Below are 23,753 nucleotides of genomic sequence, written 5' to 3' on the forward strand. Positions count from 1 at the left end.
AGGGAGCAACGAGGTTGCTCCCTGCTGCAGCTCAAGCTGAACACGGCCCCTGACATCTGCATCAGTGAGATCAAAGAGGACAAGGGCGGCGAAGGGGCCAGCGGATCAGCCAAGAACTCCGGCCCCTCAAAACATCGACTCGGTTGAGCTCCTGCTCGACATCGAGGCATTGATCACCGAGAAGATCGCCATCATCACCGGTGAGACCGGCGTGACCGGAAAACTCGCCGAGCGTCTCCGCCGGTGGGTCTCCCTGCTTCCCAGCCAAGAGGCGCACGTCATCTTCAATGCTGAAGAGATCCTGCGCCGATGGGTCGCCATTATTGAGCAAATCTTCGTACCGGAGGACCTACTCGCTATCCCCCAGGCATGCACCGCCGCCGGCTGCGGAGTTTCGAAAGTGACCGAGTTCAACGGCCGCGAGTTCGTTCAGGTCCATGCCATGTACTGGTCCATGGCTTCCGGTGCCGTCTCATGCAAGGGGTCCGGAGGTCGTTGGACCGAAAGAAGCCATGTGGAAGTCCTGGTCGAGCCCCTGACTGGCGGCCGCAGCGCTTCGAAGTGGCCAGGCATCAGGGCCACCCGCCCCATCCGCGCAGCGATCAAGGAATCCGCTTACGAGGCTCGGCACGAACGCCAGGACCAGCTGGCGGCCTAGGCAGCCAAATAAGCAGGCTGCACCCTGGCGTTTGCGTCAAGGTACGCGTCGAGGTCCCGCAGACGGTACCTGACGGAGCGGCCGATACGGATAAATTGGGGGCCGGAAAGAGAGCCACGGAGGTTCTCCACCGTCCCCTCTGAAACCTGCAAGTAGCGGGCGACGTCGGCGGTGGTCATAAGACCATCAACAATTTTGATCGTGTTCATAGTGTTCTCTATGCGTCGACTTCCGCGACGGGTGTCAGGAGAGAAAATGCAAAGTAGTTATGGAGTCAATGGGTTAGTGTCGGGAAGACCAGCACCCGCACCCAAAGGACTCGACGCATGGCTCGAATTGCCCTCGAACCCGGTGGCCCGCACGGCGACCCGAGCTGCTCCAAAGACGGGAAGAAGCATGTCTGCTCCGTCTACTACCGCGACTCACACGGAGAGAGGCGCCGCATGAAGGCCACCGGTGCCACCAAGATGGAGGCCAGCGAAAAACTTGACGCGAAATTCGAAGACCTTCGGCGGTCCGGCCCAGACGCACTGGTGCGGAGCTCGACCACCATCGCAGAGCTCTCGGAGCTATGGCTGGCCTCGCTCCGAGATTTGGCCCCCGGCACTATGACGACCTACCGCAATCGAGCACGGATCAGCATTATCCCGACGATGGGATCCAAGAAGATCGGAGAAGCTACCACCGGGTATATAGAGGGTCAGCTCCGGAAGATCGCGGCCGGGGGTGTGAAAGAGATAGGTAGTGGCGGCAAAGTGAGGAAAATCAAGACGGGTGGACCCACCGCCGAGTTCACGGCCCGGACGGTCTTGAAGATGATGTTCGACTTCGCCTTGGATCATCGTGCAATCCCGGGCAATATCAATCCGGTCGGGCTCGACAAATCAGCGAAAGAGCGCAAAGCCCAAAGGGTGAAGGTTCGCGCACTGACCGCACAGGAGTATTCCGAGATGTATCGGCGGATGGCCGCCTGGCAAGAAGCCCAGCAATACGGTCCCCGCCGCGGCAAGGACCTCCTGGTTGCGGTCGATGTGCTCCTCGGCACGGGGGTCAGGACGGGCGAGCTCTTGGCCATGCGATATGAGGACCTATGGCTCCGCGACGAGATTCCGTTTTTCCTGGTGACCGGAACGATCACTCAAAACGAAGAGACTAAGAAGTACTACCGCCAGGATTACACCAAGGGCAATACGGCACAGGAGAAGAAGGTGCAGCCAATCGCGTTGCCCCAATATGTGACCAAACTGCTTCTAGATCGCCAAGAGGGACTTGCCAGAAAGCGACCAACGGGATTGGTTTTCACTAACCAGCTCGGAGGTCTGGTCCTCCCCCCCGAACTTCCGGCGTGCTTGGAGACTAGCGCGGATATTCGATGCTAGGGGAGGGGATGATTTCTCATGGGTCACCCCGAAGAGTATGCGGAAATCGGCCGCCACTCTGGTCGCCAACACGGAGGGGCTCGATGCCGCTAGGCAGCAGCTCCGGCATAAATCAGAGTCCACCACTAGGGAGCACTACTTCGACCAACTCATGACGTTGGTTGATAACCGGGCCGCGTTCGATGGCATTTTCGCAGGCCGCTCCACCCCACCTAGGTGACCCCAGAATCAAGAAAGTGTTACTTTGCGGTTTACTTTGGCATGGAAGGGTGACTTTCGTTAGGTCTGGTTGGGTCTCGACTCCCCTCCTAAAGGCCTCAAATACTGGTAACGGCGCTCAGTTTCGCCCAGTTGCAGAAGCGTTGTTCTTACTGACCCCGTATCAAAGGGTTTCGGGATCAAGTCCCGAGGGGTGCCCCACTAAACCGTCTGATCGGCAGCCCCGCTGATCGGACGGTTTTTTTGTACCAGTTTGGTAGCGATTTTTCGCTCACTCTTCCCCTCCTTGCTCGCCCGCAGTAGCTTGGCGGCATGGAAGGGATGCCATCCCTCGGAGAAATACACACCGGAGAAATGAACCGGCGGGTGGCACGCGGTCGCTGGGCGTCGATTGCCGCAGAATTCGGCATGCTCACCGGGCCCGAGGTCGACGCAAAGGTTGGACCAAATTCCCCGCCGGCCGGATGCCTCGCAGCGAAACGACAGATCCTGGGGGTGGTTACCAGAGCAGGGCGGGTCCTCTATCCGGGGTTCCAGTTTGATCCCGAGTCTGGCCGGGCCCGACCCATGATTGCCGTCATCGCCTCGATTGGTCTTGCCGGCGGCTGGAAGGATCGACACCTACTCCAGTGGTTCTGCTCACCCAACGGGTATCTCAGCGGCGACAGACCAGTTGACGTCCTCGACGACCCAGACCGCCTCGTCTTCGCTGCGCACAGCGACCTGGACCTCGTCTGGTGAATGACTGGTGAAAGGCTGAGTCCTTGGTCCGTCAGTCGTCGGTCGTCGGTCGTCCTAGTTGTTTGACGGCAGCGGGCCGTCGGTGCCCGATGCGGTGGGAACCGTCGTGGCCCACCGGGGAGCTCCGAGTTCCCGGATCACACTCTGCAGATGGTCGCGGAGTTCGTCGGAGATCAGGCCCTCACCGGTCACCAGTGTGCGTTCGATATCTTTTGACTGCGCGAGGACGCCAAGGCCAGCGTCCGTTATTGAAACCATATGGCTACGCCGGTCCAGATCATTTCGAGTTCGGGAGACATGCCCCCGAGTTTCCAGCCGTGAAAGTGTCTTCCCCATGGTCTGCGCCTGTACCCGTACTATCTGGGCGAGGCTCGCCTGAGTCATCGGACCTTGACCCTCCAGAACACCCAACGCAATGACTCCGGCGTGGGTGACACCCAGGTTCACCAGCCGTTCATTCCACGCGTGCTCGACCAGGCGGGCAGCAGTGGTCAGCAGTCGGCCGGTGGGCCATTGCTCCAGGTCCGGCATAAAAGAAAGCACTTCCTCTCGCCGCACAGACATGCAGCGTTGATCATGGTAACGCCGACCGGTGTAGTTTCAAACGTATCGACCTTATTTACTTATGATAGCTACGGATTTGCGAAAAGTGTCAGCGCCACCATGGCCGACGCAACTAACAAACAAGCAGAAGGAATACAAATAATGGCTGAACGTCTAATGTCGGGCGAGGTAGCCCCCGATTTCTCCCTGCCCGCAGCCGACGGTTCCACCGTGTCCCTGAAGGACTATGCAGGCTCCAGCGTGGTGGTCTATTTCTATCCGGCGGCTTCCACTCCCGGCTGCACCACCCAGGCATGCGACTTCCGCGACAACCTGGCATCCCTTGCTGCCGCGGGCTACACAGTCCTCGGCATCTCACCCGACAACGTGGCAAAGCTCCGGAAATTTGCCGATACAGAAGAGCTCACCTTCCCCCTCCTATCCGACGAAGACCACGCGGTAGCCGAGGCGTGGGGTGCATGGGGTGAAAAGAAAAACTACGGCAAGGTCTACGAAGGCCTGATCCGCTCGACGGTCGTCGTCGGACCCGATGGACTGGTGCAACTACCCCAGTACAACGTACGCGCCACCGGCCACGTCGCGAAACTTCGGAGAGACCTCGGCGTCCAATAGATTCGCGTACACTGGAGGCTGACGTTTTCGACAGCTTGTCTGTCCTAGGCGTCGAACGCGCGAGTGGCGGAATTGGCAGACGCGCTGGATTTAGGATCCAGTGTCTTCGGACGTGAGGGTTCAAGTCCCTTCTTGCGCACCATGTTATGAGTCGCGACATGGACTACATGTGAGTCGCGACATCGACGACACCCCCAGCTTCGGCTGGGGGTGTTTTCTTTTGTCTGGATTGATAGTTGCGGGTTGGGTCGATGGTGAGTTCGCGGAGGATCTCTCCGGTGCCGGGTGTGGTGATCATGACTTCGCGGTCGTGGACGAGCATCAGGACGGTTTGGCGGGCGTACGCGCGACCGATTCCGATATGGTGCAGGCGTCCGTTGTAACGCAGGGTGACTTTGCCGGCAGCGTCGATCCGGTCGACGCGGATGCGCCAGTGTCCTCCTTGTTTGGGTTGGCTGGGACTGGCTTTCGGCGTGGTTTGGTAGGCCTGCGCTGGGGTTCGACGGTTCAGTGCCCGGTGCGGGCGTTGATGGTTGTAAACCCGTTGGAACGTGTGGAGCTGCTGGTTCAGTGCCTGGAGTGTCGGTGCTGGGGGCTGGCCGTGGAGCCAGCGTTTGAGGGTTTGGTGGAAACGTTCAATCTTGCCTTGGGTTTGCGGGTGTCCCGGGGACCCGTTTTTCTGGGTGATGTTCAGCGTGTGGAGCAGGTTTTCGAAGGCGTTGCGGCCTCCTTTGCCACCGGCGAAGCGTGCGGTGTAGACGAGCCCGTTATCGGTCAATGTTGAGGCGGGGAGCCCGTATTGCTCGGTGGTGGCAAGGAACGCCTGGACGACGATGGATCCGGTCACGGGGCGGTAGCCGGTGCAGGAGAGCAGATAGCGGGAGTGATCATCGAGGAAGTTCAGGATCTCGACGTCGGTCCCGTCGTCCAGGGTCCAGTGAGTGAAGTCGGATTGCCAGGTTTCGTTGGGTTGGGCCGCTTCGAAGCGGTGCAACGATGATTTGGGGTGTTTCTTCGGTTCCGGGGTGATCAGCCCGGCGTTCACGAGGATCCGGCGGATCGTTGAGGTTGAGGGGGCTTTGAGCCCCTCTTGTTCGAGGTGCCAAGCGATGGTCTGCGGTCCTGCGTCCAGGCCTGCCTTCGTGAGCTCCGCGCGGAGTTCTCGGATCCGCTGGATCGTCGCTTCCGGTGTGGCGTGCGGGCTGGCCCGCGGCCGTTTCGAGCGGGGTTCAACTGCGTCCAGACCGCCGTGTTCGTAGCGGCGGATCAGCTCGTGGACCCACTGTCGGCCGACCCCGTATCGGCGGGCTGCTTCGGCTTTGGTGAGTCCTTGTTGCACCACGGACAAGACAATGACCTTTTGCTTCGACATGGGCTCATACTCAGGCCCCTAAAGTGTCGCCGATGTCCCGACTCACCGGCGGGTATCAACTGTCGCCCATGTCGCGACTCATGTGTCGCCTATGTCCTGAACCTAGACACCTTCTTGCGCACCATTGTTATGAGTCGCGACATGGACTACATGCGAGTCGCGACAAAAGAAAACACCCCCAGCTTCGGCTGGGGGTGTTTTCTTTTGTCTGGGTGACCCGCTCGACGCGAGATTCGTCATCCCCGCCCGGGCCGACACAGTTTCCCACCCCGGCAGGCCGCCCCACGGTGGGACCTGGGTCACATTGGGCCTCGGGAATCGCCGACCTTGCGCGGTCTTTACCCGGTGTAGAAAATTTCAGGAATCGCCACCCATCCTCGCTCCGAACACGACCGAAGTACCTATGAGACATCGACACGATGTGTTCGACAAGTTAGTTAGCTGATCGGCAGAGTACGCCCGGTCACACCAATGAAGGAGAAAATCCAATGGGAAACATCAAGAGCCGTAAGCTCTCCATCCTCGGTGTTGCTGCAGTGGCCATGTTCGGCCTCGCAGCATGCGGTGGCGGCGACACCGCAACTGAGTCCACCGGGGAAATGACCAGCGAGGAAATGACCACTACCGAAGCCGCTCCCGAAGCAACCGAGTCGGCAATGGAAGAGGAAATGGGCGAAGACATGGACCCAGCCGCAAACCTGGTTGGCCCAGGTTGCGCCGGCTACGCCGAGCAGGTTCCAGAAGGCGACGGCTCAGTTGCCGGCATGGCCCTGGACCCAGTAGCAACAGCGGCGTCGAACAACCCGATCCTCACCACGCTGACCGCAGCCGTCACCGGCGAACTGAACCCAGATGTCGACCTCGTTGACACCCTGAACGGCGACGAGTTCACCGTCTTCGCACCAACCGATGACGCCTTCGCGAAGATCGACGAAGAGACTATCGCGGCTCTCCAGACCGATGCTGACCTCCTCACCGGCATCCTGACCTACCACGTAGTCCCCGGCCAGCTGTCCCCGGATGAGGTCGCCGGAACCCACACCACCGTCAACGGCGCAGAGCTGACCGTTGAAGGCATGGGCGACGAAATCACTGTCGGCGACGACGCTTCAGCAGTAGTCTGCGGTGGCGTAATGACCCAGAACGCAACCGTGTACATGGTCGACACCGTTCTGATGCCTCCTAGCGAGTAATTGACTCCCTGCTTCGAATCCTCTAACTCGAAACAGGGCGACACAGGCTGGGATCCTGAACACCTTACGGTGCTCAGGGTCCCAGCCTTTCCTCGTATCCGGGGTTTGCTGGGGGATCACGGCCGGCGCCTGTCCGAACACCACTGGGATCATCATTTAGACTGGGAAACCTAAACAATTTCCGCCGTGTGCGGGTACGGCTGAGGAGACAATGGCAATGACCGCTGCTGCCAGGCACTCCGGTTGGGCCCGCGTGGCGCAGAGTGCCGTTGCGGTCTCCCTCTGCCTGACGGTTGCTGGCTGCACCGGGGCAACGCCCTTGCCGACGACGACGACGTCGTCGACTCCTGCACCCTCCCAAACCAATCCCGCCCAAGCCCCCGAAGCGGTCTTCACGTTCGGCACCGCCGCTGATCCGATCGGGCTGGACCCGGCCCTGGTGGCCGACACCGAGTCATACCGAATCACCCGGCAGATTCTCGAGGGCCTGGTGGGCATCGATCCGCTCACCTCCGAGCCCGTCCCGCAGCTCGCTGCCTCCTGGGATGAGCGGGAGGACGGCCGGGCCTACGCATTCACCCTCCGCGAGGACGTCGAATTCCACGATGGTGTGCCGTTCAACGCCCAGGCAGTCTGCGCGAACTTCGACCGCTGGTACACGCTCCCCCCGGAGACGCGCCCCTCGGACGGAACCGTCGCCTTCGGCTCGGTCTTCAACGCCTACTCGGACTCCCCCGAGCTATCCGTCTACTCCTCCTGCCAGCCCCTGGGCGAGTTCGAGGTGTTGATCCGGCTCAATAGCCGCCTGACAGGGTTCATCCCCGCCCTGGCGATGCCCTCCTTCGCGATGTCCTCACCCCGGGCGCTTGAGGAACTCGCCGCCGATGAGCTGACCGAGGAGGTCAACGACATAGCGGTGTCGCAGTACGCGCTCAGCCCGGTCGGCACCGGACCCTACACCTTCGAAAGTTGGGAACCAGGGGAAGTGCGGTTGTCCTCGTATGAGAATTACTGGGGGACCCGGGGCGAGATCGGCACCGTCGTGTTCACCACCCTCCCCCTCCCCGATGATCGGCTGGAAGCACTCAACACCGGACAGATCGACGCCTACGACTTCGTTACAGTCGACAACGCCGGCGCCCTGGTCAGGGAAGGCCAACAGCTGCTCCAGCGCGACCCCTATTCCATCCTGTATCTCGGAATGAACCAGGACTTCCCCGGTGTGGACAGTCTGCTGTTCCGCCAGGCCGTAGCCCACGCCATCGACAAACAGGCCATGATCGATGGGCAGTTCCTGAACGGCACGGCGCCCGCCGATCAGTTTGTCCCGCCCAAGCTGGCGGTCACCAATGACGAGATCACCCGCTACGACTACGACGTCGAACTGGCCCAGGAGTTGCTGGCGGAATCCGGGTACGACGGCGAACCTCTGCCCTTCCACTACCCGACCGACGTCTCACGCCCCTATCTGCCGGCACCTGAGGGGGTGTTTGCTGTCCTCCAAACGCAGCTCGAAGAGGCCGGTTTCACTATTGACCCGGTGCCCACCGCCTGGGCCGATGGTTACCTTGAGGCCTTACAGAACGACGACGAGCGCGCGTTCCACCTCCTCGGCTGGAGCGGAACCTACCAGGACCCCGACAACTTTATCGGCCAGCTTTTCGGCGCAACCACCGTCGAGTTTGCCTTCGAAGACAACCAGCTCTTTAGCAAAATTGACCGGGCCCGCACCCTTCCCAACGGCGACGACCGGGTGGCCGCCTACCAGGACATCAGCGACCAGCTGGCCCGGCGGCTACCAGCGGTTCCCCTCGCCTTCCCCATCTCTGCCCTGGCAGTCTCGGAGCGGGTAGCAAACTACCCCGTCAGTCCCGTGATGAACGAAGTGTTCAACCTGGTTGACCTGACCGACGTCGAGCTGGAAGCCACCGGGAGCGACTGATGACCTGCCACCCCCGCCACGACGGCGGACCAATTACCCAAGGAACCCACCAGACGCTACGCTCAAAGCTAAGCGCCCTCGCCACTGGAGATGAAGTTGACTGCTAAGAACCAGGCGGAAATTCCCGCGGAACACACCGACGTCGTCCTGATCGGTGGAGGAATCATGAGCGCCACCCTTGGCGCCTTCCTCAAACAGCTGCAGCCTGACTGGAGCATCTCACTATTCGAGCGCCTCGACCGGGCCGGACTGGAAAGCTCCGACCCGTGGAACAACGCCGGGACCGGCCACGCGGCACTCTGCGAACTGAACTACACCCCGGCAGGCCCGGATGGGACAGTTGACCCGGCCAAGGCCGTCGCCATCAACGAGCAGTTCCAGGTGTCACGCCAGTTCTGGGCCCACATGGTGGAAAGCGGCCATCTGGGTGATCCGTCCGGATTCATCAACCCCGTGCCGCATATGAGCTTCGTCTGGGGCGAAAAGAACACCGCCTACCTGCGCAAGCGCTACGAAGCCCTGCGGAGCCAGCCCCTCTTCGAAACCATTGAGCACGCCGAGGACCCCTCGGCCATCGCCGACTGGGCGCCGCTGCTGATGAGCGGCCGGACCGCCGGCCAGCCGGTGGCAGCCTCACGCGTGGCCGGCGGGACCGACGTCGACTTCGGGTCCCTGACCCGCGGCCTGACCAGCTACCTCGAAGCCAACGGCGTCGACCTCAACTACAACCACGACGTCGCCGATCTCTCCCGCGGCTCGAAAGGCCGCTGGGAAGTCAAGGTCCGCAACCGCGCTACCGGACAGGCCCGCACCGTCAACGCGCGCTTCGTCTTCATCGGGGCCGGCGGCGGGGCACTGCACCTGCTGCAACGCACCGGCATTCCCGAGGGTAAGGGATTCGCGGGCTTCCCCGTCTCGGGTCAGTTCCTGAAGTGCGGCGACCCGGACATCGTCAACCAGCACAACGCCAAGGTTTACGGCCAGGCGTCGGTCGGCGCACCACCCATGTCGGTGCCGCACCTGGACACCCGGTATGTCAACGGCGAACGGTCGCTATTGTTCGGCCCTTACGCCGGGTTCTCCACCAAGTTCCTCAAGCGTGGCTCGTTCTTCGACCTGCCCGGGTCCATCCGGCCGTCGAACCTGGTGCCCATGCTGACCGTGGCCAAGGACAACGTGCCGCTGACCAAGTACCTGATCTCCGAGGTGCTGAAGAACCGGGACGCGAAAAACACCTATCTCAACGAATTCATCCCCGACGCCGACGGCGACAAATGGGACCTGATCACCGCCGGGCAGCGCGTCCAGATCATCAAGAAGGCTCCGGGCAAGGGCGGGGTGCTGCAGTTCGGCACCGAGGTCATCACTGCAGCCGACGGATCGGTCGGAGCACTGCTGGGGGCCTCCCCCGGTGCTTCCACCGCCGCGCCGATCATGCTCGAGATCCTGAAGCGCTGTTTCCCAGCCCAGCTTCCGGGTTGGGAGCCGAAGCTCAAAGACATGATCCCCGGCTACGGTGTGAAGCTCAATGAGAACTCCTCGCTCGCCGCTGACATCCTGTCCCGTACCGACCGGGTGCTGAAACTCCAGTAACCATCGCCAGAGCCGTCGACCCGGCCGGCAGAAGTAGAAGGCGCGGCACATGTTCCGTCTGGCTCAACTTTCCCTGGGAAACCGTGCACTGATTGCGCTGATCACCATTCTGGCGTCGGTGTTCGGTGTGATCACGATGGGCTCCCTCAAACAGGAGCTCATCCCGTCACTGGAGTTTCCGCAGATCACCGTGCTGTCGTCGGTCCCCGGCGCCTCACCGGAATACCTCGACCAGCAGGTGAGCGAACCGCTGGAGACCGCGCTTAGCGGCGTGGAGGGGCTCGAGTCGTCGTCGGCCACGTCCCGTACCGGGGTCTCGACCATCAACCTGATGTTTGCCTACGGCACCGACCTCGACCGCGCGCGCGGCCAGGTGGACCGGGCGATCTCGACGGTGCGGCCCCTCCTGCCCGAGGACGTCTCGCCGCAGTCCTTGGCCGGGAGTATCGCCGACCTCCCAATCGTGTTCATGGCCGTCTCTTCCGATCAGCCGCTGAGCGAGCTGAGCGGCGACCTCAGCCGGCTGGCCGTCCCGCGGCTGCAGCAGCTGGAGGGCGTTCGCGCGGCCGAGGTCAGCGGCGGGGCCGGGCAGTACATCTCGATCCTCCCCGACCGGCAGGAACTCGCCGCCAACGACCTCACGGTCGCCGATATCACTGCGGCGCTGGAGAACAACGGCGACCTCATCCCGGTGGGGACCCTTGAGGACGGCGACCGTTCCCTCACCATCCAGGCCGGGAGCCCCATCACCTCGCTCGAGGACATCCGCGTGCTGCCCCTCCTGCCGGAGGGCGGCTCCCCCGACGCCGGAGAGACGCCGCCGACGCTCGGCTCCGTCGCCGAGGTGGCAGTGGCCGACGACGACGCCACGTCGGTGACCCGCACCAACGGTATTGAGACCCTCGCCCTGACCGTGACGAAAATCCCCGATGGGGATACGGTCGCGATCTCCAACCTGGTGGAAGAGTTGCTGCCGCAGCTGGAAGCCGAGCTGGGCAACGGCGCCGAGATCACCGTGATTTTTGACCAGGCGCCCTTCATTGAACGCTCTATCAGTGACCTGACCACGGAGGGCATCCTGGGCCTCGGCTTTGCCGTGCTGGTCATTCTGGTGTTCCTGCTGTCGGTGCGGTCCACCCTGGTGACGGCAATCTCGATCCCCCTGTCGCTGCTGATTACGTTCATCGGCCTGTGGGTCACCGGCTACTCGTTGAACATCCTCACGCTGGGCGCCCTGACCATCGCGATCGGGCGGGTGGTGGACGACTCGATTGTGGTCATCGAGAACATCAAACGGCACCTCAGCTATGGCGAGGACAAGCGTGAAGCCATTCTCACCGCCGTCCGTGAAGTGGCCAGCGCGATCACCGCATCAACGCTGATCACCGTCGCGGTGTTCGCACCGATCGCCTTCGTCGGTGACCTGGCGGGTGAACTCTTCAGGCCGTTTGCCCTGACCACCACGATTGCGCTACTGGCTTCCCTGGCGGTGTCGCTCACCATCGTCCCCGTGCTGGCGTACTGGTTCCTGCCAGCCGCGGCATCCGATGTAGACCCGGACCTGGTCCGCGAGCAGGCGCATCAGGCCGAACGAAAATCCTGGCTGCAGCGCGGCTATCTTCCGCTCCTCGGAGCAACCCAGCGGCATCCGGTCTGGACCCTGGCCGCCGGTGGCCTTGTCCTCGCAGGCACTGCCGCGATGATCCCCCTCCTCCAGACCAATCTGCTGGGGAACACGGGACAGAACAGTTTCAGCATCAACCAGACCCTCGAACCGGGTTCCAGCCTGGACACCACTGTTGCTGCCGCTGCGCAGGCCGAGGAAGTGCTCGCTGGCTTTCCCGAGGTGGAGGAGATCCAGGTGACGGTGGGTAACGCGTCCAGTGGTTTCGCCGCCCGACTGTCCGGTGGAACGTCGGTGGCCGCCTTCACGGTGATTACCGCCGAGGACGCCGACCAGGAGCAACTACAGAACGAGGTGAGGCAGGAACTGGAGTCGTTGACCGGCGTCGGGACCTTCGCCCTCGCCACCCAGCAGGGTGGGCTTGGCACCTCAAGCACTATCGATGTGAACATCACGGCACCGGGTCCGGACGAGCTGCAGGCCGCCAATGACGCCGTCGTCGACGCCATGCAAGGTGTCGAGGGCGCCCGCGACGTGACCAGTAACCTCTCCGCAGCCCAACCCCAGGTGCAGATCAGCGTTGACCGGGCCGCCGCCGTCGCCGCCGGGCTCAGCGAAGGGCAGATCGCGGGGTTGCTCGGTGGGAGCATCAGCCCGATCCCCGGCGGACAGGTACGGCTGGAAACCACCGACTACCCGGTACTCATCGGTGAGGGCACCGAGGCGACCAGCCTGGACCAGTTGGAGGAACTCAATCTTCCGACCCCCGAGGGCCCGGTACCGCTGACCTCCGTTGCATCGGTGGTTGAGGTTCAGGTGCCGTTGACCATCACCAGTGCCAACGGGGAACGGACCGCCCAGGTCTCCATCACACCGTCCGGACAGAACCTGGGGGCGCTGACCACCTCGGTGACTGAACGTCTGGAGGGTGTTGAACTCCCTGCGGGAACCACGGCAACCCTGGGTGGAGCATCCGCCGAGCAGGCCGAATCCTTCGCTCAACTGTTCCTCGCCCTGTGGGCGGCCGTGGCGATTGTGTACGTGATCATGGTGGCCACCTTCAAGTCCCTGATCCAGCCGCTGATCCTCCTGGTCTCGGTGCCGTTCGCCGCCACCGGCGCCATTGCCCTCCTCGTCATCACCCAGATTCCGCTGGGGCTGCCGTCCCTGGTTGGCATGTTGATGCTGGTGGGCATCGTGGTGACGAACGCTGTGGTGCTTATTGACCTCATCAATCAGTACCGGCGCCCGCACGACGGAAGTCCGGGCATGAGCGTCGAGGAGGCGATCATCCAGGGTGCCCGGCAGCGACTGCGCCCCATCCTGATGACCGCGCTGGCAACGATCTTCGCACTGACGCCGATGGCGCTCGGCTTCACCGGCGAGGGTGGGTTCATCTCGCAGCCGCTGGCGATCGTGGTGGTGGGCGGTCTGGTCTCCTCCACAGCGCTCACGCTGATCCTGGTACCGGTGTTGTACCGGCTGGTTGAGGGTCGCCGGGAGGCCCGGTTGCAGACCCGCCGCGACGCGCCCGTCTCAGGGCGACGTGCCCGGGCCCACTGACCAGGATCTGGCTGCTCCACGGGGAACAGAATGCCCGCCGGCCCGGTTGTAACTATTGTGGATGCAGATGCATCTAGTTGGAGGAGGAATCATGCAGAGCGGTATCTTTACGGTGGGTAACGCGTTCCGGAACCTCCGACCTTCCAGCACCGACTCAAAACGATGACCGGACTCACCGTGCCTGAAAAATCCGGGCCCGAGACAACTGGGCCTGAAACAAGAGTGCCCGAAACAACAGAACCGGCAATCCGGCTGACAGCCGAGGCCTGGGAATCCCTCTTCAGGGCGCAGGTGGCGGTGATGCGCCGACTACGCAACGACCCGTCGTTCAAGAAACTCGCCATTGGCGAATACGACGTCCTGTTCAACCTCACCCGCTGCCCCACCGGCTGGACCCGCCTCAACGAGCTGAACCGCAGCCTGCTGATCTCGCAGCCGAGCCTGAGCCGCATGGTGGAGCGGCTCGAAGCCAAGGGTCTGGTCCAGCGGAAACAAGCCCCTGACGATCAGCGCGGCGTGATGGTGGCCCTGACCGATGCTGGCCGTGAGCTGCAACGCGAGATTGGCGCCGCGCACGTCCGGGTGATCCACACCCTGCTGGGCCCGATCCTGAAGACCGGGGAGCTGGAACAGTTACTGGAACTCACCCACCGGATCCGCGAGGGCGTCGACGACGCCGAGCGCGCCGACTACTGAAGCTGGATCAGCTCTCCCGGCTGATCGACCGGCAGGGAATCCACCACGGCTGTCACCTCGAGCGTCTCGAGTTGCAGGCTGCCCCCCACGGTGGAGAGGAATGCCGTATCCGAGGCGTCACGGCCGGTAGCGACCCGCAGCAGGGACTCCCGGGGAGCCAGACCGGTGGCGTCGACGACATGCCAGGCGCCGTCCACCCAGGCCTCAGCCACAGCGTGGAAGTCCATCGGACTCAGTCCGGGCGCATACACCGCGGCGAGCCGGGCGGGAACGTCCTTGGCGCGCAACAGGGAGATCACGAGGTGCGCGTAGTCCCGGCACACACCACGCCGCCCCAGCAGGGTTTCCACGGCGCCGTCGGTGGGGCGGGACGAACCCGACACGTAGGCGAGTTCCTTGCCTACCCACTCCCGTACCGCGTTAAGCAGTTCCGATCCTGCCAGAGTGCCAAATTCAGCGTACGACGTCGGCAGGAGCCGGTCCGATTCGCAGTAGCGGCTCGGGCGAACGTACCGGATGAGATCCGCTTCAGACGCCGCTTCGGCGGATGCGGTACCCGTGACCGTGGCGCTGTACTCAAGGGAAATGTTCGCCTCGCCGTCCACTTTGAGGGTATGAAGCCGCCCACCGTGGATATCTTCCAACTCGCCTGGGACCACCGGTGCGCCATCTACCAGCACCACCAGGTTCTCTTCAAAACTGCTGTACCCGGGGTTTCGCACCGGGGCCAGGGCAAAGACGAGTGACGAAGCGGAACGGGTCCGCGCGATGATGCGGGCAGTCACTGATCGCTGCATGGGGGGTACTCCTGATTGAGGGTATGAGGTGCCGGGCGCGGTAGGCCCACGGTGCGGACTCTATGCTGAAAGCTACCACCACGTTAGAACAAGAAAGGCCCCTTAGTGAATTCCACTCACCAGCACCAGATCCAGGACCTTGAGGGTCGCGCCGTCGTGATCACCGGAGCCAACAGCGGTCTGGGCTTGCAGACGGCGATAGCCCTGGCCCGGCGTGGAGCCTCGGTGACGCTCGCCTGCCGGAACGAGGCACGGGGAACTGAAGCCCTAAAGACGGTCAGCTCCCGGGTCCCGGGAGCCACTGTTGACCTGCGGATCCTCGATCTCTCGTCGCTGGCTTCCGTGCGGAGCTTCGCCGCCGGTTGGACCGCACCGCTGGACCTCCTGATCAACAACGCCGGTGTGATGGCCACGCCGAGGATCCTCACCGAGGACGGGTTCGAGCAACAGCTCGGCATCAACCATCTCGGCCACTACGCCCTGACCGGCCTCCTGCTGCCGCGGCTCCGCGAAGCGTCAGCTCCCCGCGTCGTCTCAGTCTCCAGCCTGGCGCACAAGCGGGGCACCATCAACTTCGACGACCTCAATTCCTCCACCAGGTACCGCCGGTGGACTGCCTACAGCCAGAGCAAAATAGCCAACCTGTACTTCACCATGGAACTCGACCGGCGTGTCCGGGCCAACGGAGAGCAGCTTCTCGCGGTCGCCGCCCACCCTGGTCTGTCCAATACCAACCTCACGGCTGGCATGGGCACCACACCGGTACTTGACGTGCTGGGCGGTTTCTTCAAACTCTTCGGGCAGTCCGATATCGCTGGTGCCCTGCCGATCCTGCGGGCAGCAACCTCGCCGACGGCGAGCGGTGGGGACTACTCGGGCCCCGATGGTCCAGGTGAAACCAGGGGAAATGCCGTCTTGGTGGCACCAGCACCGCGGGTGCTCGACCCGCTGGTCGCCGGAAGGCTGTGGGAGGTCAGCGCCGCGATGACTGGCGTCACCTTCCCCGATCTTCCTGGTGCCTGAGAGAGAAACCAGGTTATTCCGCCACCTCGAGGGAAGCGATCATGCGCCGAATCTGGGTGAATTGTTCGGCATCGAAGAACTCCTCGGCGTCGGCAATGGTTTCAAACGATGCGGTCCGGGATCCCACCTGCTCGGGGGGCAGGGCTGTCAGTGAGATCGCGTCCCCAAAGGAATACAGTCCAACGTGCTCCGGGCCCTGCACTGTGTTGTACAGCGTGCAGGCTACGCCGTCCGCGCCGCCCAGCACATCGGTGACACCGAAGGAACTGAAGAACCGGTAGCCCTCGATCAGCCGGACCACCAGCCGCGGCTCAATCGACTGGTCGGACTCGGCGGTCGACGGCAGATCCACGGGCTGGCTGAGGATCACTGTGTAGGGGCTGGCGTCGTCGGGCGCGCAGTCCTCGTCCGTGGGCGTGATGCCCGTGTGCAGTTCAGCCACCGGACGCCCGTCGGCATTCTCGACGGCAACGTGAACTGATTCCGGCTCGAAACCTTCACCGGGATCCTCCATCGGCTCGGCGGTCCAGTCCGGTGGGAGCTCAAAGCTCACCAGAGCCTGAGGGTCGGTGAAGACCTGCCAGTCGTCGTCGGGAGCCGGGCGGTCTGCCACCGTTGGCTTCGGCGCCGGTGGGGTGGTCGCCGGCGCTGCGGAGCTGGGGTCCGACGACGGCGTCGCTGACTGCGCCGGCCGGTCGCCGATTTCCACGCCGGTACACCCGGACGCTGCCAGCGCCACGCTTAGCAACAGGACGCCCGCCGCAGCAATCCGCGCTGGTCCCCGTGATCGACTCATCTGATGCGTCCCCTAATCGTCGGTTGCCGGGCCTCTGATCTGAGTCTAATCAGTGAAGCACCCCACCATGAGGCATCCACACCGGCCGCCGTGGAGAATTACTGTTATGACCCCTGATCTGTCCGATGCGACTGTTTCCACTGATGCACGTGTCTCCACGATGCGGTATCCCACAGCACTGGGGCCCGTCCAGGTCAGGATCTCGAGGACCGCCGGGGTAGCAGCGCCGCCGTGGGTCCTGCTGCACGGCGCCGCGGGGTCCTGGAAGACCTTCAGGGAGTTGCAGGCAGCACGTAACTTTCCCACCGGCGTCGACACCGTGGTGATCGACCTCCCCGGGTGGGGCGACTCCCCCGGCGTCGGGACTTTCACGATCGAGTCGCAGGCCGCGGCCGTCGTCGAGGTCCTGACCCTTGCGGGCTACCGCCAATGGCGACTTTTCGGTCATTCGATGGGCGCTGTTCCGGCACTGGAGATCGCGGCGCGGGAACCGGACCGGACCCTCGCGGTGATCGTCCTATCTCCCACCTCGGTGATCGCTTCCGGCGCGTTCCGTCGCCCCTGGCGGAATCTCCTGACGATGGGACCACTCCTCGGGATGAAGGCGATCATGCGGTTTCTGCAGCTCACCGGGGTGCTGGCGCCACGCGTGGTGGCGGTTGCCCGACGCACCGGATTGCTCAGATTGGTGTTGCGGCCCTTCGTCGTCGACCCTGCCGCCCTGACCGGCCCGGTTGTCGACGCGCTCGCCCTCGATGCCCGTCCTGCCGCCTTCGCCGTCGCCGCCCGGGCGTTGAAGCACTACGACTTCTCCCACTGGGCCCTGGCCGGGGGGACCCACCTGGTGCTGCGGGGCGAGCGGGATGTCTTCACCCCTGCCGCGGAGATTCGGGAGCTGGCACGATTGCTGCCCGACGCCCGTGCCCACGTGCTGCCGGGAACGGGACACTTCGCGCAGGTGGAGGACCCGGAGGCCGTAGCAGGATTCCTGGTGCGGGAAACCGTGTCACCACCGAACGCGTAGGGCGCCTGGGCAGGAAGGTCCTGGCCGAGTAAGGGTCCTACAAGGAAGCTGCCACTGCGGTGCCGCGCCGCTCCCGCAGCCAGAGGAGCAGGACCACTGTTGCCCCGCCCAGGGCGGCCAGGAGTGGGCCGAGCCAGTCGCCGTCGGGCTGGAGCAGTGTTCCGTTGTCCTGCCAGGGCCAGAGTGCCCGCAGCGATCCCAGGATCAGGCCGGTCGCGACCAGCAGCACCGCCCGCCGATGCACCCGCAGGAGATATGCGAGCAGCTGGACGATTGAGGCGAGTCCCAGGACCGCGCCGCTGGCGAAGAGGGCGAGGTAGCCGAAGTCCCGCTCGCTGACCGCCTCGAGGGTCGGTTCGTACATGCCGAAGGTCAACAGGATGAACGACCCGGACAGCCCCGGCAGGGCCAGCGCGCACACGGCAGCGGCACCGCTCAGGATTAGCACCCACCAGGCGGGGTCTTCGACCTGCATGGAAGGGATGCCGAGCAGCCAGAAAACTGCTGCAGCGACGAGTAGAACCACCACGGGGCCGAAGATCCGGGTGTTTCGAGTGATCGGGCCGGCTTCCCTGGCCATTGAGATGGGGACCAGCAGGCTGGCCGAAACCATGCCGAGGAAGAGCGCATTCGAGAGTACCGGCTGGCCCTCTACAAAGCCGTGCAGCGGGCCAGACAGAGCGAAAAGGGCGAAGAACATGCCGATGAGCAGCGGAATCACCAGGGACCATTCGACGTCGCCCAGGTGGTGGGCGAAGCCCTTTCCGCCACGTTTGAAGACGAGCCGGACCACACCACGGATCAGGTGATTCGCCGAGGTGATCAGGCGATCAAAAATACCCAGCACCAGGGCGACAGTCCCACCGGAGACGCCAGGCACCAGCTCGACAATGCCGATCAGGGCCCCACGAACTGCGTGGGCGAAACTGGAACGGAGAGTGGGGGCTGCGGGCTTCACTGGGAGCGGCGGGGAGGACGTCACCTATTCAACAGTAGTATGCCGACGGCCAGGGCGGGGATTCCGTTAAGCAGGGCGGCCCAGTGCCCTGACCGAGGCGACCGCCGCGGTGACGGCACGGGAGGCCAGGGCCATGTCGCGTTCGGTGGTGGCTGCGGTCCACGAGAACCGGACCGCCGTCTGGGCTGTTGCACGGTCGATTCCGAGCGCCAGCAGGACAGCCGACGGCTCGTCGCTTCCCGCGGCGCACGCCGACCCGCTGGAGCAGACCACGCCGCGGCGCTCGAGCTCCAGCAACACCGATTCACCGCTGGTTCCCGGGAAGCAGAACGACGCGAGATTCGGGAGACGTTGCTCCCGGTCTCCGGTCAGTACGGCGCCGGGCACGGTGTCCAGGACGTGGTTGATGAGATAGTCCCGCTGGGCTTTTGCCGCGGGGACCGCGGTATCCCGCTCGTCCTGCGCGAGGGCGAGCGCCGTGGCGAGCCCCACCGCTGCGGCAACGTTCTCGGTTCCGGAACGCCGTCCACGTTCCTGGCCGCCACCATGGATGAGCGGTTCCACCGGGATCCGGCCTTTGAGGTAGAGCAGACCGGACCCCTTGGGCGCGCCCAGTTTGTGCCCGGACAGCGTGAGCGCGTCAACCCCGAGCTCGGCGACGCTCAGTGGCAACCAGGCGCCCGCCTGCACTGCGTCGGTGTGGAAGGGCACCGATGCCGCCGCGCAGAGGCCAGCGAGTACCCGCAGTGGCTGGACCGTCCCGACCTCGTTGTTGGCGTACATGATCGAACACAGCGTGGTGCCCGGTGTCAGTGCCTTCTGGAGCGAGTCAGGCTCAACGAGACCGGTGGCCGACACCGGGACAACAGTGATCCGGAACCCATGAAACCGGTGCAGGTAGTCGAGGGTTTCCAGCACGGCGGGGTGCTCGACGGCGCTGGTCACGAGGTGGCGGTCGCGGGGGGCGGCAAGCGCTATGCCCTTCAGGGCCAGGTTGTTGGCTTCGGTGCCGCCCGAGGTGAAGGTGAGTTCGGAGGGGCGGCACCCCAGCACTGTCGCGGCCTGTTGCCGTGCAGCTTTCAGGGCAGCCGCTGCCGTTTCCCCCAGCGCATGGTGGCTGGAGGGATTGCCGAAGTTGGTGCTCATCAGCGGCCACATCGCCTGCAGCACTTCCTGACGCGGCGGGGCAGTGGCCGCGGCATCCAGATAAATCACAGGGCGGCCTCCGTGGCGCTCCCGGCGGCGGCTGGCTGGGCGGAGGGCAGCTCAAGGTCCAACCCCAGATCGAGTGAATGGACGCTGTGCGTCAGTGCGCCGGAGGAAATGATGTCCACCCCGGTGCGGGCAATGGCTGCGACGGTGTCCAGCCGCACGTTTCCGCTGGCTTCCACCAGGGCACGCCCAGCCACCAGCCGCACTCCCTCAGACAACTGGGCCAGGCTGAAATTGTCGAGCATGATCGTGTCCACCCCTGCCGCCAGCACCGGCTCGATCTGATCGATCCGGTCCACTTCGACCTCGAAGTGCACCGTGTGGGGAAGCCGGGCCTTCGCTGCGGCGAGCGCCGCGGTGAGCCCGGTGGTTCCCCCGCGGGTCAGGAGGGCCAGGTGGTTGTCTTTGGCCATCACCGCGTCCGAGAGACTGAAGCGGTGATTGAACCCGCCCCCGCAGCGGACCGCGTAGCGTTCCAGCACCCGCAGGCCCGGGGTGGTTTTTCGGGTATCGACGATGCGGGCGGGCGTGCCATCCACTGCCCGCACGAACTGGGCGGTCAGGGTGGCAATCCCGCTGAGCCGCTGCGCCAGGTTCAGGGCAACCCGCTCGGCGGTGAGCAGGGATCGGGCGGGACCGGACAGGACGGCCAGCACAGTGCCGACGTCGAACGCGTCCCCATCCGTCACCGGAAACCGCACGGTGAGGCGCTGGTCGGTTAGCCGCATCGCGGCCTCGATGACCTGCTGACCGCAAAAGATTCCCGTCTCGCGGGCAACTATCGCTGCGTCGGCTCTAGCCGACGCCGGGATCAGGGTCTCCGACGTGATGTCGCCCCAGGGCGCATCTTCGGCGAGCGCCGCAGCAACGATGCGGTCGACGTCGGCCTGTGCTGGCTGCCCGGTCGGCTGGCTCATGACCTTGCCCTTCGATAGGAGGTGAGATGCGGGGCGCTTTCCGCCGGGCGGGGGCCCGGGAAATCCGTGCGGTAGTGGGCTCCGAGGGACTCCTCGCGCGCAGCGGCAGCGTGCACGAGCAGCCGTGCGGCGACCACCAGGTTGGCGGTTTCGCGTTCCGCGACGGTGTCCCCGGCGGTGGAGTATTGGTCGAGCTGTTTGGCGGCCACCTGCAGGCCGGCTGCACTGCGCGTCACTGCTGCGTGATCGGTCATCAAGCTCTGCAGGGTGCGGCGTTCGCAGACCTCGGACCGGTCGGCTTCGGGGAACTCGAGCCCGATGGCCGGGAACGTGGGCCAGCCGCCGTCGTCGGCCGCTGTTTGCGTGGCGAGGGCGTCGACTGCCCGCCCGGCATAAACGAGACCTTCCAGCAGGGAGTTGGACGCCAACCGGTTGGCGCCGTGGACGCCGGTGCAGGCGGTCTCGCCGACGGCGTAGAGGCCGGGCAGGGAGGTCCTCCCCCACAGGTCGGTCTGGATTCCCCCCATCCAGTAGTGGGCTGCGGGGACGACCGGCAACGGCTCAGCAGACCAGTCAAAACCGTGGGCAGTGGTTTGCCGGTGCAGGGAGGGGAACCGGGCGGCAAGGAAGCCAGCTCCGCCGAGCCCGGTGGCGTCGAGGTATACCCGGTCCTCGCCTCGCTCCCGGAGGTGCAGGGCGATGCTTCGGGAAACGACATCCCGTGGGGCCAGCTCCGCCGCCGGGTGGTAGGCGGTCATGAACCGTGCCCCGGACCCATCGAGCAGGATCGCGCCTTCCCCGCGGACAGCCTCTGAGATCAACAGGTTGCCGGGGACATCGAGGGCTGTGGGGTGGAACTGGAGGAACTCGAGATCCTTCACGACGGCGCCGGCCCGCCAGGCGGCAGCCAGCCCATCCCCGGTGGCGACCAGGGGATTCGTATTGTGCGTGAACAGCTGCCCGGCCCCACCCGTCGCAAGGATGACGGCGTCGGCGTCGACAGTGGTCAGTACCCCGGCACGCAGGATCAACGCACCGGTGACCGTGGGCGCTTCAGCCTCGTCGGTGCGCAGGTCGGCGAGGAACGCGTGTTCGAGCACCGCGATGCCGGGATCCTGCCGGACCGCGGCAATCAGCGCCTGCGCGACGGCCGCACCGGTCGCGTCGCCACCGGCGTGAAGGATGCGCGACGCCGAGTGCGCGGCTTCCCGCCCCAGTGCCAGTTCTCCGCTGGCCGTGCGGTCAAAGGGCGCGCCCAGCGCCAGTAGCACCCCAATGTGGTCCGCAGCCGCAGCGCAGAGGACCTCCACCGCTTCGGGTACGCACCAGCCGTTGCCGGCCAGCTGTGTGTCTGTCACGTGGCTGGAGACCAGGTCATTCCCGCCCGGGAGTACCGCGGCGATGCCGCCCTGGGCATGCCAGGTGTTGCTGTCCGCCAGGTTCCCTTTGGTGAGCAGGGTGACCGCGGCGCCGGGTAGGGCTTGCCGGAGGCGAAGCGCCGAGTACAGGCCGGCGATGCCGCTGCCCACAACGAGCACGTGTGCCGGCGAGGTGTTCATGGCTGGACCGGTCGCGGCTGGACGGCGAGCATGCGCTCCAGCGCTACCCGGGATGGCGAGGCGACCGATTCAGCCACGGTAATCCGGTTCAGCACCGTGCCGGCCACCAGCGCTTCGAGGACCCACGCCAGGTATCCCGGGTGGATGCGGTACATGGTGGAGCAAGGGCAGATCACCGGGTCGAGGCAGAAAATGGTGTGTTCGGGGTGCTGGCTGGCAAGCCGGTTGACCATGTTGATTTCGGTGCCGACGGCGAAGGTGGTGCCAGGTGCGGCGGCTTCGATCGCTTTGCGGATGTAGTCAGTGGAGCCGGACTCATCGGCAGCATCAACCACCTCCATGGGGCATTCCGGGTGGACAATTACCCGGACACCCGGAAAGTCCGCCCGGGCCTTTTCGATCTGGTTCACGGAGAAGCGTTTGTGCACCGAGCAGAAACCGTGCCACAGGATCACCCGGGAGTCCTGCAACGTAGCCTCCTCGTTGCCTCCCAACGGCTTCCGCGGATTCCACAGCGGCATCTGCTCCACCGGTACCCCCATCGCCTTGGCCGTGTTCCGGCCAAGGTGCTGGTCGGGGAAAAACAGCACCCGCTGGCCCCGTTGAAAGGCCCACTCGAGGACGGCCGCGGCGTTCGAGGACGTACACACGATTCCGCCGTTGCGACCGCAGAAACCCTTCAGCGCGGCCGAGGAATTCATATAGGTGACGGGGATAACGGGGACGCGGCCGTCGTCGTCGGGCTCTGTTCCGAACAGCTCGGCAAGGTCTTCCCAGCAGTCGGTCACCGAATCGATGTCGGCCATGTCGGCCATTGAACAGCCCGCCGCGAGGTTGGGGAGGATCACCGCCTGTTCTGGCCGGGAGAGCATATCGGCGGTTTCGGCCATGAAGTGGACGCCGCAGAAGATGATGGCTTCCGCCTGGGTCTTCTCGGTGGCGGCGCGGGCGAGCTGGTAGGAATCGCCGATGAAGTCGGCGTATTTGACCACCTCGTCGCGCTGGTAGAAGTGGCCCAGGATGACCGCCCGGTCCCCGAGGGTCGCCTTGGCCGCGAGAATCCGGACGTCGAGCTCTTCGTCGGTGGCGAGCCGGTACTCCTCGGGCAGCTCCCCCTGTCGCGGCGAAGAAAGCGGCGCCGGGTCGGCCATCGAGGCGCCGGGGCCGTAGGTGGGCTGGATTTCCCGGTCGATCGCCCAGGGGTCTTTGGCGAGGGCTGGCGAGCACGTGGTGACTCGCTGGGTCTGGGCCTGCTCGCGGGTCACAAGCTGGATCGCAGTGGTGACACTAGTCATGGGAAACTCCTGAAAC

21 protein-coding genes and 1 tRNA gene are annotated in these 23,753 nt (G+C 64.4%); 12 read left to right on the forward strand and 10 right to left on the reverse strand.

The window, feature by feature from the left end:
* Positions 1-64 precede the first annotated feature (64 nt).
* Positions 65-658: a hypothetical protein gene (locus ACX80T_RS15665; RefSeq protein ID WP_156808918.1), complete on the forward strand. Its 594-nt coding sequence runs from the start codon at positions 65-67 to the stop codon at positions 656-658.
* Here ACX80T_RS15665 and ACX80T_RS15670 read toward each other — a convergent pair.
* Positions 655-867, reverse strand: coding sequence for a helix-turn-helix transcriptional regulator (locus ACX80T_RS15670; RefSeq protein WP_019481252.1), 213 nt, complete (start codon positions 865-867; stop codon positions 655-657). The genes ACX80T_RS15665 and ACX80T_RS15670 overlap by 4 nt on opposite strands.
* Positions 868-984: 117 nt before the next feature.
* On the opposite strand from ACX80T_RS15670, the gene ACX80T_RS15675 reads away from it, so the two are divergent.
* Together ACX80T_RS15675 and ACX80T_RS15680 are read left to right on the forward strand one after the other, a co-directional pair.
* A complete protein-coding gene (locus ACX80T_RS15675) occupies positions 985-2,037 on the forward strand; it encodes a hypothetical protein (protein ID WP_459304890.1) in 1,053 nt (350 codons plus the stop codon).
* A gap of 531 nt (positions 2,038-2,568) precedes the next feature.
* Positions 2,569-2,997 (forward strand): hypothetical protein, encoded by a 429-nt coding sequence (locus ACX80T_RS15680; RefSeq protein WP_156808917.1) that lies wholly within the window; start codon positions 2,569-2,571, stop codon positions 2,995-2,997.
* A 54-nt stretch (positions 2,998-3,051) separates the two neighbouring features.
* Here ACX80T_RS15680 and ACX80T_RS15685 read toward each other — a convergent pair whose 3' ends face one another.
* Positions 3,052-3,561: a MarR family winged helix-turn-helix transcriptional regulator gene (locus tag ACX80T_RS15685; protein ID WP_237715195.1), complete on the reverse strand. Its 510-nt coding sequence runs from the start codon at positions 3,559-3,561 to the stop codon at positions 3,052-3,054.
* A 141-nt stretch (positions 3,562-3,702) separates the two neighbouring features.
* Between ACX80T_RS15685 and bcp the strand changes: the two genes are divergently transcribed.
* Both bcp and ACX80T_RS15695 read left to right on the forward strand, forming a co-directional pair.
* Positions 3,703-4,173, forward strand: coding sequence for a thioredoxin-dependent thiol peroxidase (gene bcp, locus ACX80T_RS15690; RefSeq protein ID WP_019481248.1), 471 nt, complete (start codon positions 3,703-3,705; stop codon positions 4,171-4,173).
* A 57-nt stretch (positions 4,174-4,230) separates the two neighbouring features.
* Positions 4,231-4,315, forward strand: a tRNA-Leu gene (locus ACX80T_RS15695).
* Between the two features lie 21 nt (positions 4,316-4,336).
* On the opposite strand, the gene ACX80T_RS15700 is transcribed toward ACX80T_RS15695, so the two are convergent.
* Positions 4,337-5,545 (reverse strand): IS481 family transposase, encoded by a 1,209-nt coding sequence (locus ACX80T_RS15700; protein ID WP_459304891.1) that lies wholly within the window; start codon positions 5,543-5,545, stop codon positions 4,337-4,339.
* A 488-nt stretch (positions 5,546-6,033) separates the two neighbouring features.
* On the opposite strand from ACX80T_RS15700, the gene ACX80T_RS15705 reads away from it, so the two are divergent.
* The 5 genes from ACX80T_RS15705 (at position 6,034) to ACX80T_RS15725 (ending at position 14,156) form a co-directional block, all read left to right on the forward strand.
* On the forward strand, positions 6,034-6,738 hold the full coding sequence (locus tag ACX80T_RS15705; RefSeq protein ID WP_024476199.1) for a fasciclin domain-containing protein: 705 nt from the start codon (positions 6,034-6,036) through the stop codon (positions 6,736-6,738).
* A 217-nt stretch (positions 6,739-6,955) separates the two neighbouring features.
* Positions 6,956-8,680, forward strand: a complete 1,725-nt coding sequence (locus ACX80T_RS15710; RefSeq protein ID WP_459304893.1) for an ABC transporter substrate-binding protein — start codon at positions 6,956-6,958, stop codon at positions 8,678-8,680.
* A gap of 90 nt (positions 8,681-8,770) precedes the next feature.
* Complete coding sequence (locus tag ACX80T_RS15715) at positions 8,771-10,273, forward strand: malate:quinone oxidoreductase (protein WP_459304895.1); 1,503 nt, start codon at positions 8,771-8,773, stop codon at positions 10,271-10,273.
* 49 nt (positions 10,274-10,322) lie between these two features.
* Positions 10,323-13,460: an efflux RND transporter permease subunit gene (locus tag ACX80T_RS15720; protein ID WP_459304896.1), complete on the forward strand. Its 3,138-nt coding sequence runs from the start codon at positions 10,323-10,325 to the stop codon at positions 13,458-13,460.
* Positions 13,461-13,622: 162 nt separating this feature from the next.
* The gene (locus ACX80T_RS15725) at positions 13,623-14,156 is read left to right on the forward strand and encodes a MarR family winged helix-turn-helix transcriptional regulator (protein ID WP_459304897.1); all 534 of its coding nucleotides are present in this window, start codon (positions 13,623-13,625) and stop codon (positions 14,154-14,156) included.
* Here ACX80T_RS15725 and ACX80T_RS15730 read toward each other — a convergent pair.
* Positions 14,150-14,953 (reverse strand): transglutaminase-like domain-containing protein, encoded by an 804-nt coding sequence (locus ACX80T_RS15730; protein WP_019481241.1) that lies wholly within the window; start codon positions 14,951-14,953, stop codon positions 14,150-14,152. The two genes, ACX80T_RS15725 and ACX80T_RS15730, sit on opposite strands and share 7 nt — an antisense overlap.
* Positions 14,954-15,058: 105 nt before the next feature.
* Here ACX80T_RS15730 and ACX80T_RS15735 point away from each other — a divergent pair, with 105 nt between their 5' ends.
* Positions 15,059-15,976 carry an oxidoreductase gene (locus tag ACX80T_RS15735; protein ID WP_459304898.1) on the forward strand — a complete coding sequence of 306 codons (918 nt, stop codon included), beginning with the start codon at positions 15,059-15,061 and terminating at the stop codon, positions 15,974-15,976.
* A gap of 13 nt (positions 15,977-15,989) precedes the next feature.
* Here the strand turns inward: ACX80T_RS15735 and ACX80T_RS15740 are convergent, their stop codons facing one another.
* On the reverse strand, positions 15,990-16,772 hold the full coding sequence (locus ACX80T_RS15740) for a hypothetical protein (protein ID WP_459304899.1): 783 nt from the start codon (positions 16,770-16,772) through the stop codon (positions 15,990-15,992).
* A 106-nt stretch (positions 16,773-16,878) separates the two neighbouring features.
* Here ACX80T_RS15740 and ACX80T_RS15745 point away from each other — a divergent pair, with 106 nt between their 5' ends.
* The gene (locus ACX80T_RS15745) at positions 16,879-17,796 is read left to right on the forward strand and encodes an alpha/beta fold hydrolase (RefSeq protein WP_459304900.1); all 918 of its coding nucleotides are present in this window, start codon (positions 16,879-16,881) and stop codon (positions 17,794-17,796) included.
* Between the two features lie 37 nt (positions 17,797-17,833).
* On the opposite strand, the gene ACX80T_RS15750 is transcribed toward ACX80T_RS15745, so the two are convergent.
* From ACX80T_RS15750 to nadA, 5 genes are read right to left on the reverse strand one after another with little or no spacing between them, the layout of a single operon-like run.
* Positions 17,834-18,778 carry a DUF368 domain-containing protein gene (locus tag ACX80T_RS15750; protein WP_237742098.1) on the reverse strand — a complete coding sequence of 315 codons (945 nt, stop codon included), beginning with the start codon at positions 18,776-18,778 and terminating at the stop codon, positions 17,834-17,836.
* A 42-nt stretch (positions 18,779-18,820) separates the two neighbouring features.
* Positions 18,821-19,969: a cysteine desulfurase family protein gene (locus tag ACX80T_RS15755; RefSeq protein WP_459304901.1), complete on the reverse strand. Its 1,149-nt coding sequence runs from the start codon at positions 19,967-19,969 to the stop codon at positions 18,821-18,823.
* Positions 19,966-20,883, reverse strand: coding sequence for a carboxylating nicotinate-nucleotide diphosphorylase (gene nadC, locus ACX80T_RS15760; protein ID WP_459304902.1), 918 nt, complete (start codon positions 20,881-20,883; stop codon positions 19,966-19,968). The genes ACX80T_RS15755 and nadC overlap by 4 nt, the downstream gene beginning before the upstream one ends.
* Positions 20,880-22,442 carry an L-aspartate oxidase gene (nadB, locus tag ACX80T_RS15765; protein ID WP_459304904.1) on the reverse strand — a complete coding sequence of 521 codons (1,563 nt, stop codon included), beginning with the start codon at positions 22,440-22,442 and terminating at the stop codon, positions 20,880-20,882. The genes nadC and nadB overlap by 4 nt, the downstream gene beginning before the upstream one ends.
* Complete coding sequence (nadA, locus tag ACX80T_RS15770; RefSeq protein WP_459304906.1) at positions 22,439-23,737, reverse strand: quinolinate synthase NadA; 1,299 nt, start codon at positions 23,735-23,737, stop codon at positions 22,439-22,441. Before nadA ends, nadB begins: the two co-directional genes overlap by 4 nt.
* Positions 23,738-23,753: the final 16 nt, after the last annotated feature.

The sequence above is a fragment of the Arthrobacter sp. Sr33 genome (assembly GCF_054511195.1).

Bases quoted from the DNA above. Each gene is read 5' to 3' on its own strand.
- ACX80T_RS15705 (WP_024476199.1), top strand. From the start codon at position 6,034: ATGGGAAACATCAAGAGCCGTAAGCTCTCCATCCTCGGTGTTGCTGCA.
- ACX80T_RS15685 (WP_237715195.1), bottom strand. From the start codon at position 3,561: ATGTCTGTGCGGCGAGAGGAAGTGCTTTCTTTTATGCCGGACCTGGAG.
- ACX80T_RS15680 (WP_156808917.1), top strand. From the start codon at position 2,569: ATGGAAGGGATGCCATCCCTCGGAGAAATACACACCGGAGAAATGAAC.
- nadB (WP_459304904.1), bottom strand. From the start codon at position 22,442: ATGAACACCTCGCCGGCACACGTGCTCGTTGTGGGCAGCGGCATCGCC.
- bcp (WP_019481248.1), top strand. From the start codon at position 3,703: ATGGCTGAACGTCTAATGTCGGGCGAGGTAGCCCCCGATTTCTCCCTG.
- nadC (WP_459304902.1), bottom strand. From the start codon at position 20,883: ATGAGCCAGCCGACCGGGCAGCCAGCACAGGCCGACGTCGACCGCATC.
- ACX80T_RS15720 (WP_459304896.1), top strand. From the start codon at position 10,323: ATGTTCCGTCTGGCTCAACTTTCCCTGGGAAACCGTGCACTGATTGCG.
- nadA (WP_459304906.1), bottom strand. From the start codon at position 23,737: ATGACTAGTGTCACCACTGCGATCCAGCTTGTGACCCGCGAGCAGGCC.
- ACX80T_RS15730 (WP_019481241.1), bottom strand. From the start codon at position 14,953: ATGCAGCGATCAGTGACTGCCCGCATCATCGCGCGGACCCGTTCCGCT.
- ACX80T_RS15710 (WP_459304893.1), top strand. From the start codon at position 6,956: ATGACCGCTGCTGCCAGGCACTCCGGTTGGGCCCGCGTGGCGCAGAGT.
- ACX80T_RS15740 (WP_459304899.1), bottom strand. From the start codon at position 16,772: ATGAGTCGATCACGGGGACCAGCGCGGATTGCTGCGGCGGGCGTCCTG.
- ACX80T_RS15700 (WP_459304891.1), bottom strand. From the start codon at position 5,545: ATGTCGAAGCAAAAGGTCATTGTCTTGTCCGTGGTGCAACAAGGACTC.
- ACX80T_RS15675 (WP_459304890.1), top strand. From the start codon at position 985: ATGGCTCGAATTGCCCTCGAACCCGGTGGCCCGCACGGCGACCCGAGC.
- ACX80T_RS15715 (WP_459304895.1), top strand. From the start codon at position 8,771: ATGAAGTTGACTGCTAAGAACCAGGCGGAAATTCCCGCGGAACACACC.
- ACX80T_RS15745 (WP_459304900.1), top strand. From the start codon at position 16,879: ATGACCCCTGATCTGTCCGATGCGACTGTTTCCACTGATGCACGTGTC.
- ACX80T_RS15725 (WP_459304897.1), top strand. From the start codon at position 13,623: ATGACCGGACTCACCGTGCCTGAAAAATCCGGGCCCGAGACAACTGGG.
- ACX80T_RS15670 (WP_019481252.1), bottom strand. From the start codon at position 867: ATGAACACGATCAAAATTGTTGATGGTCTTATGACCACCGCCGACGTC.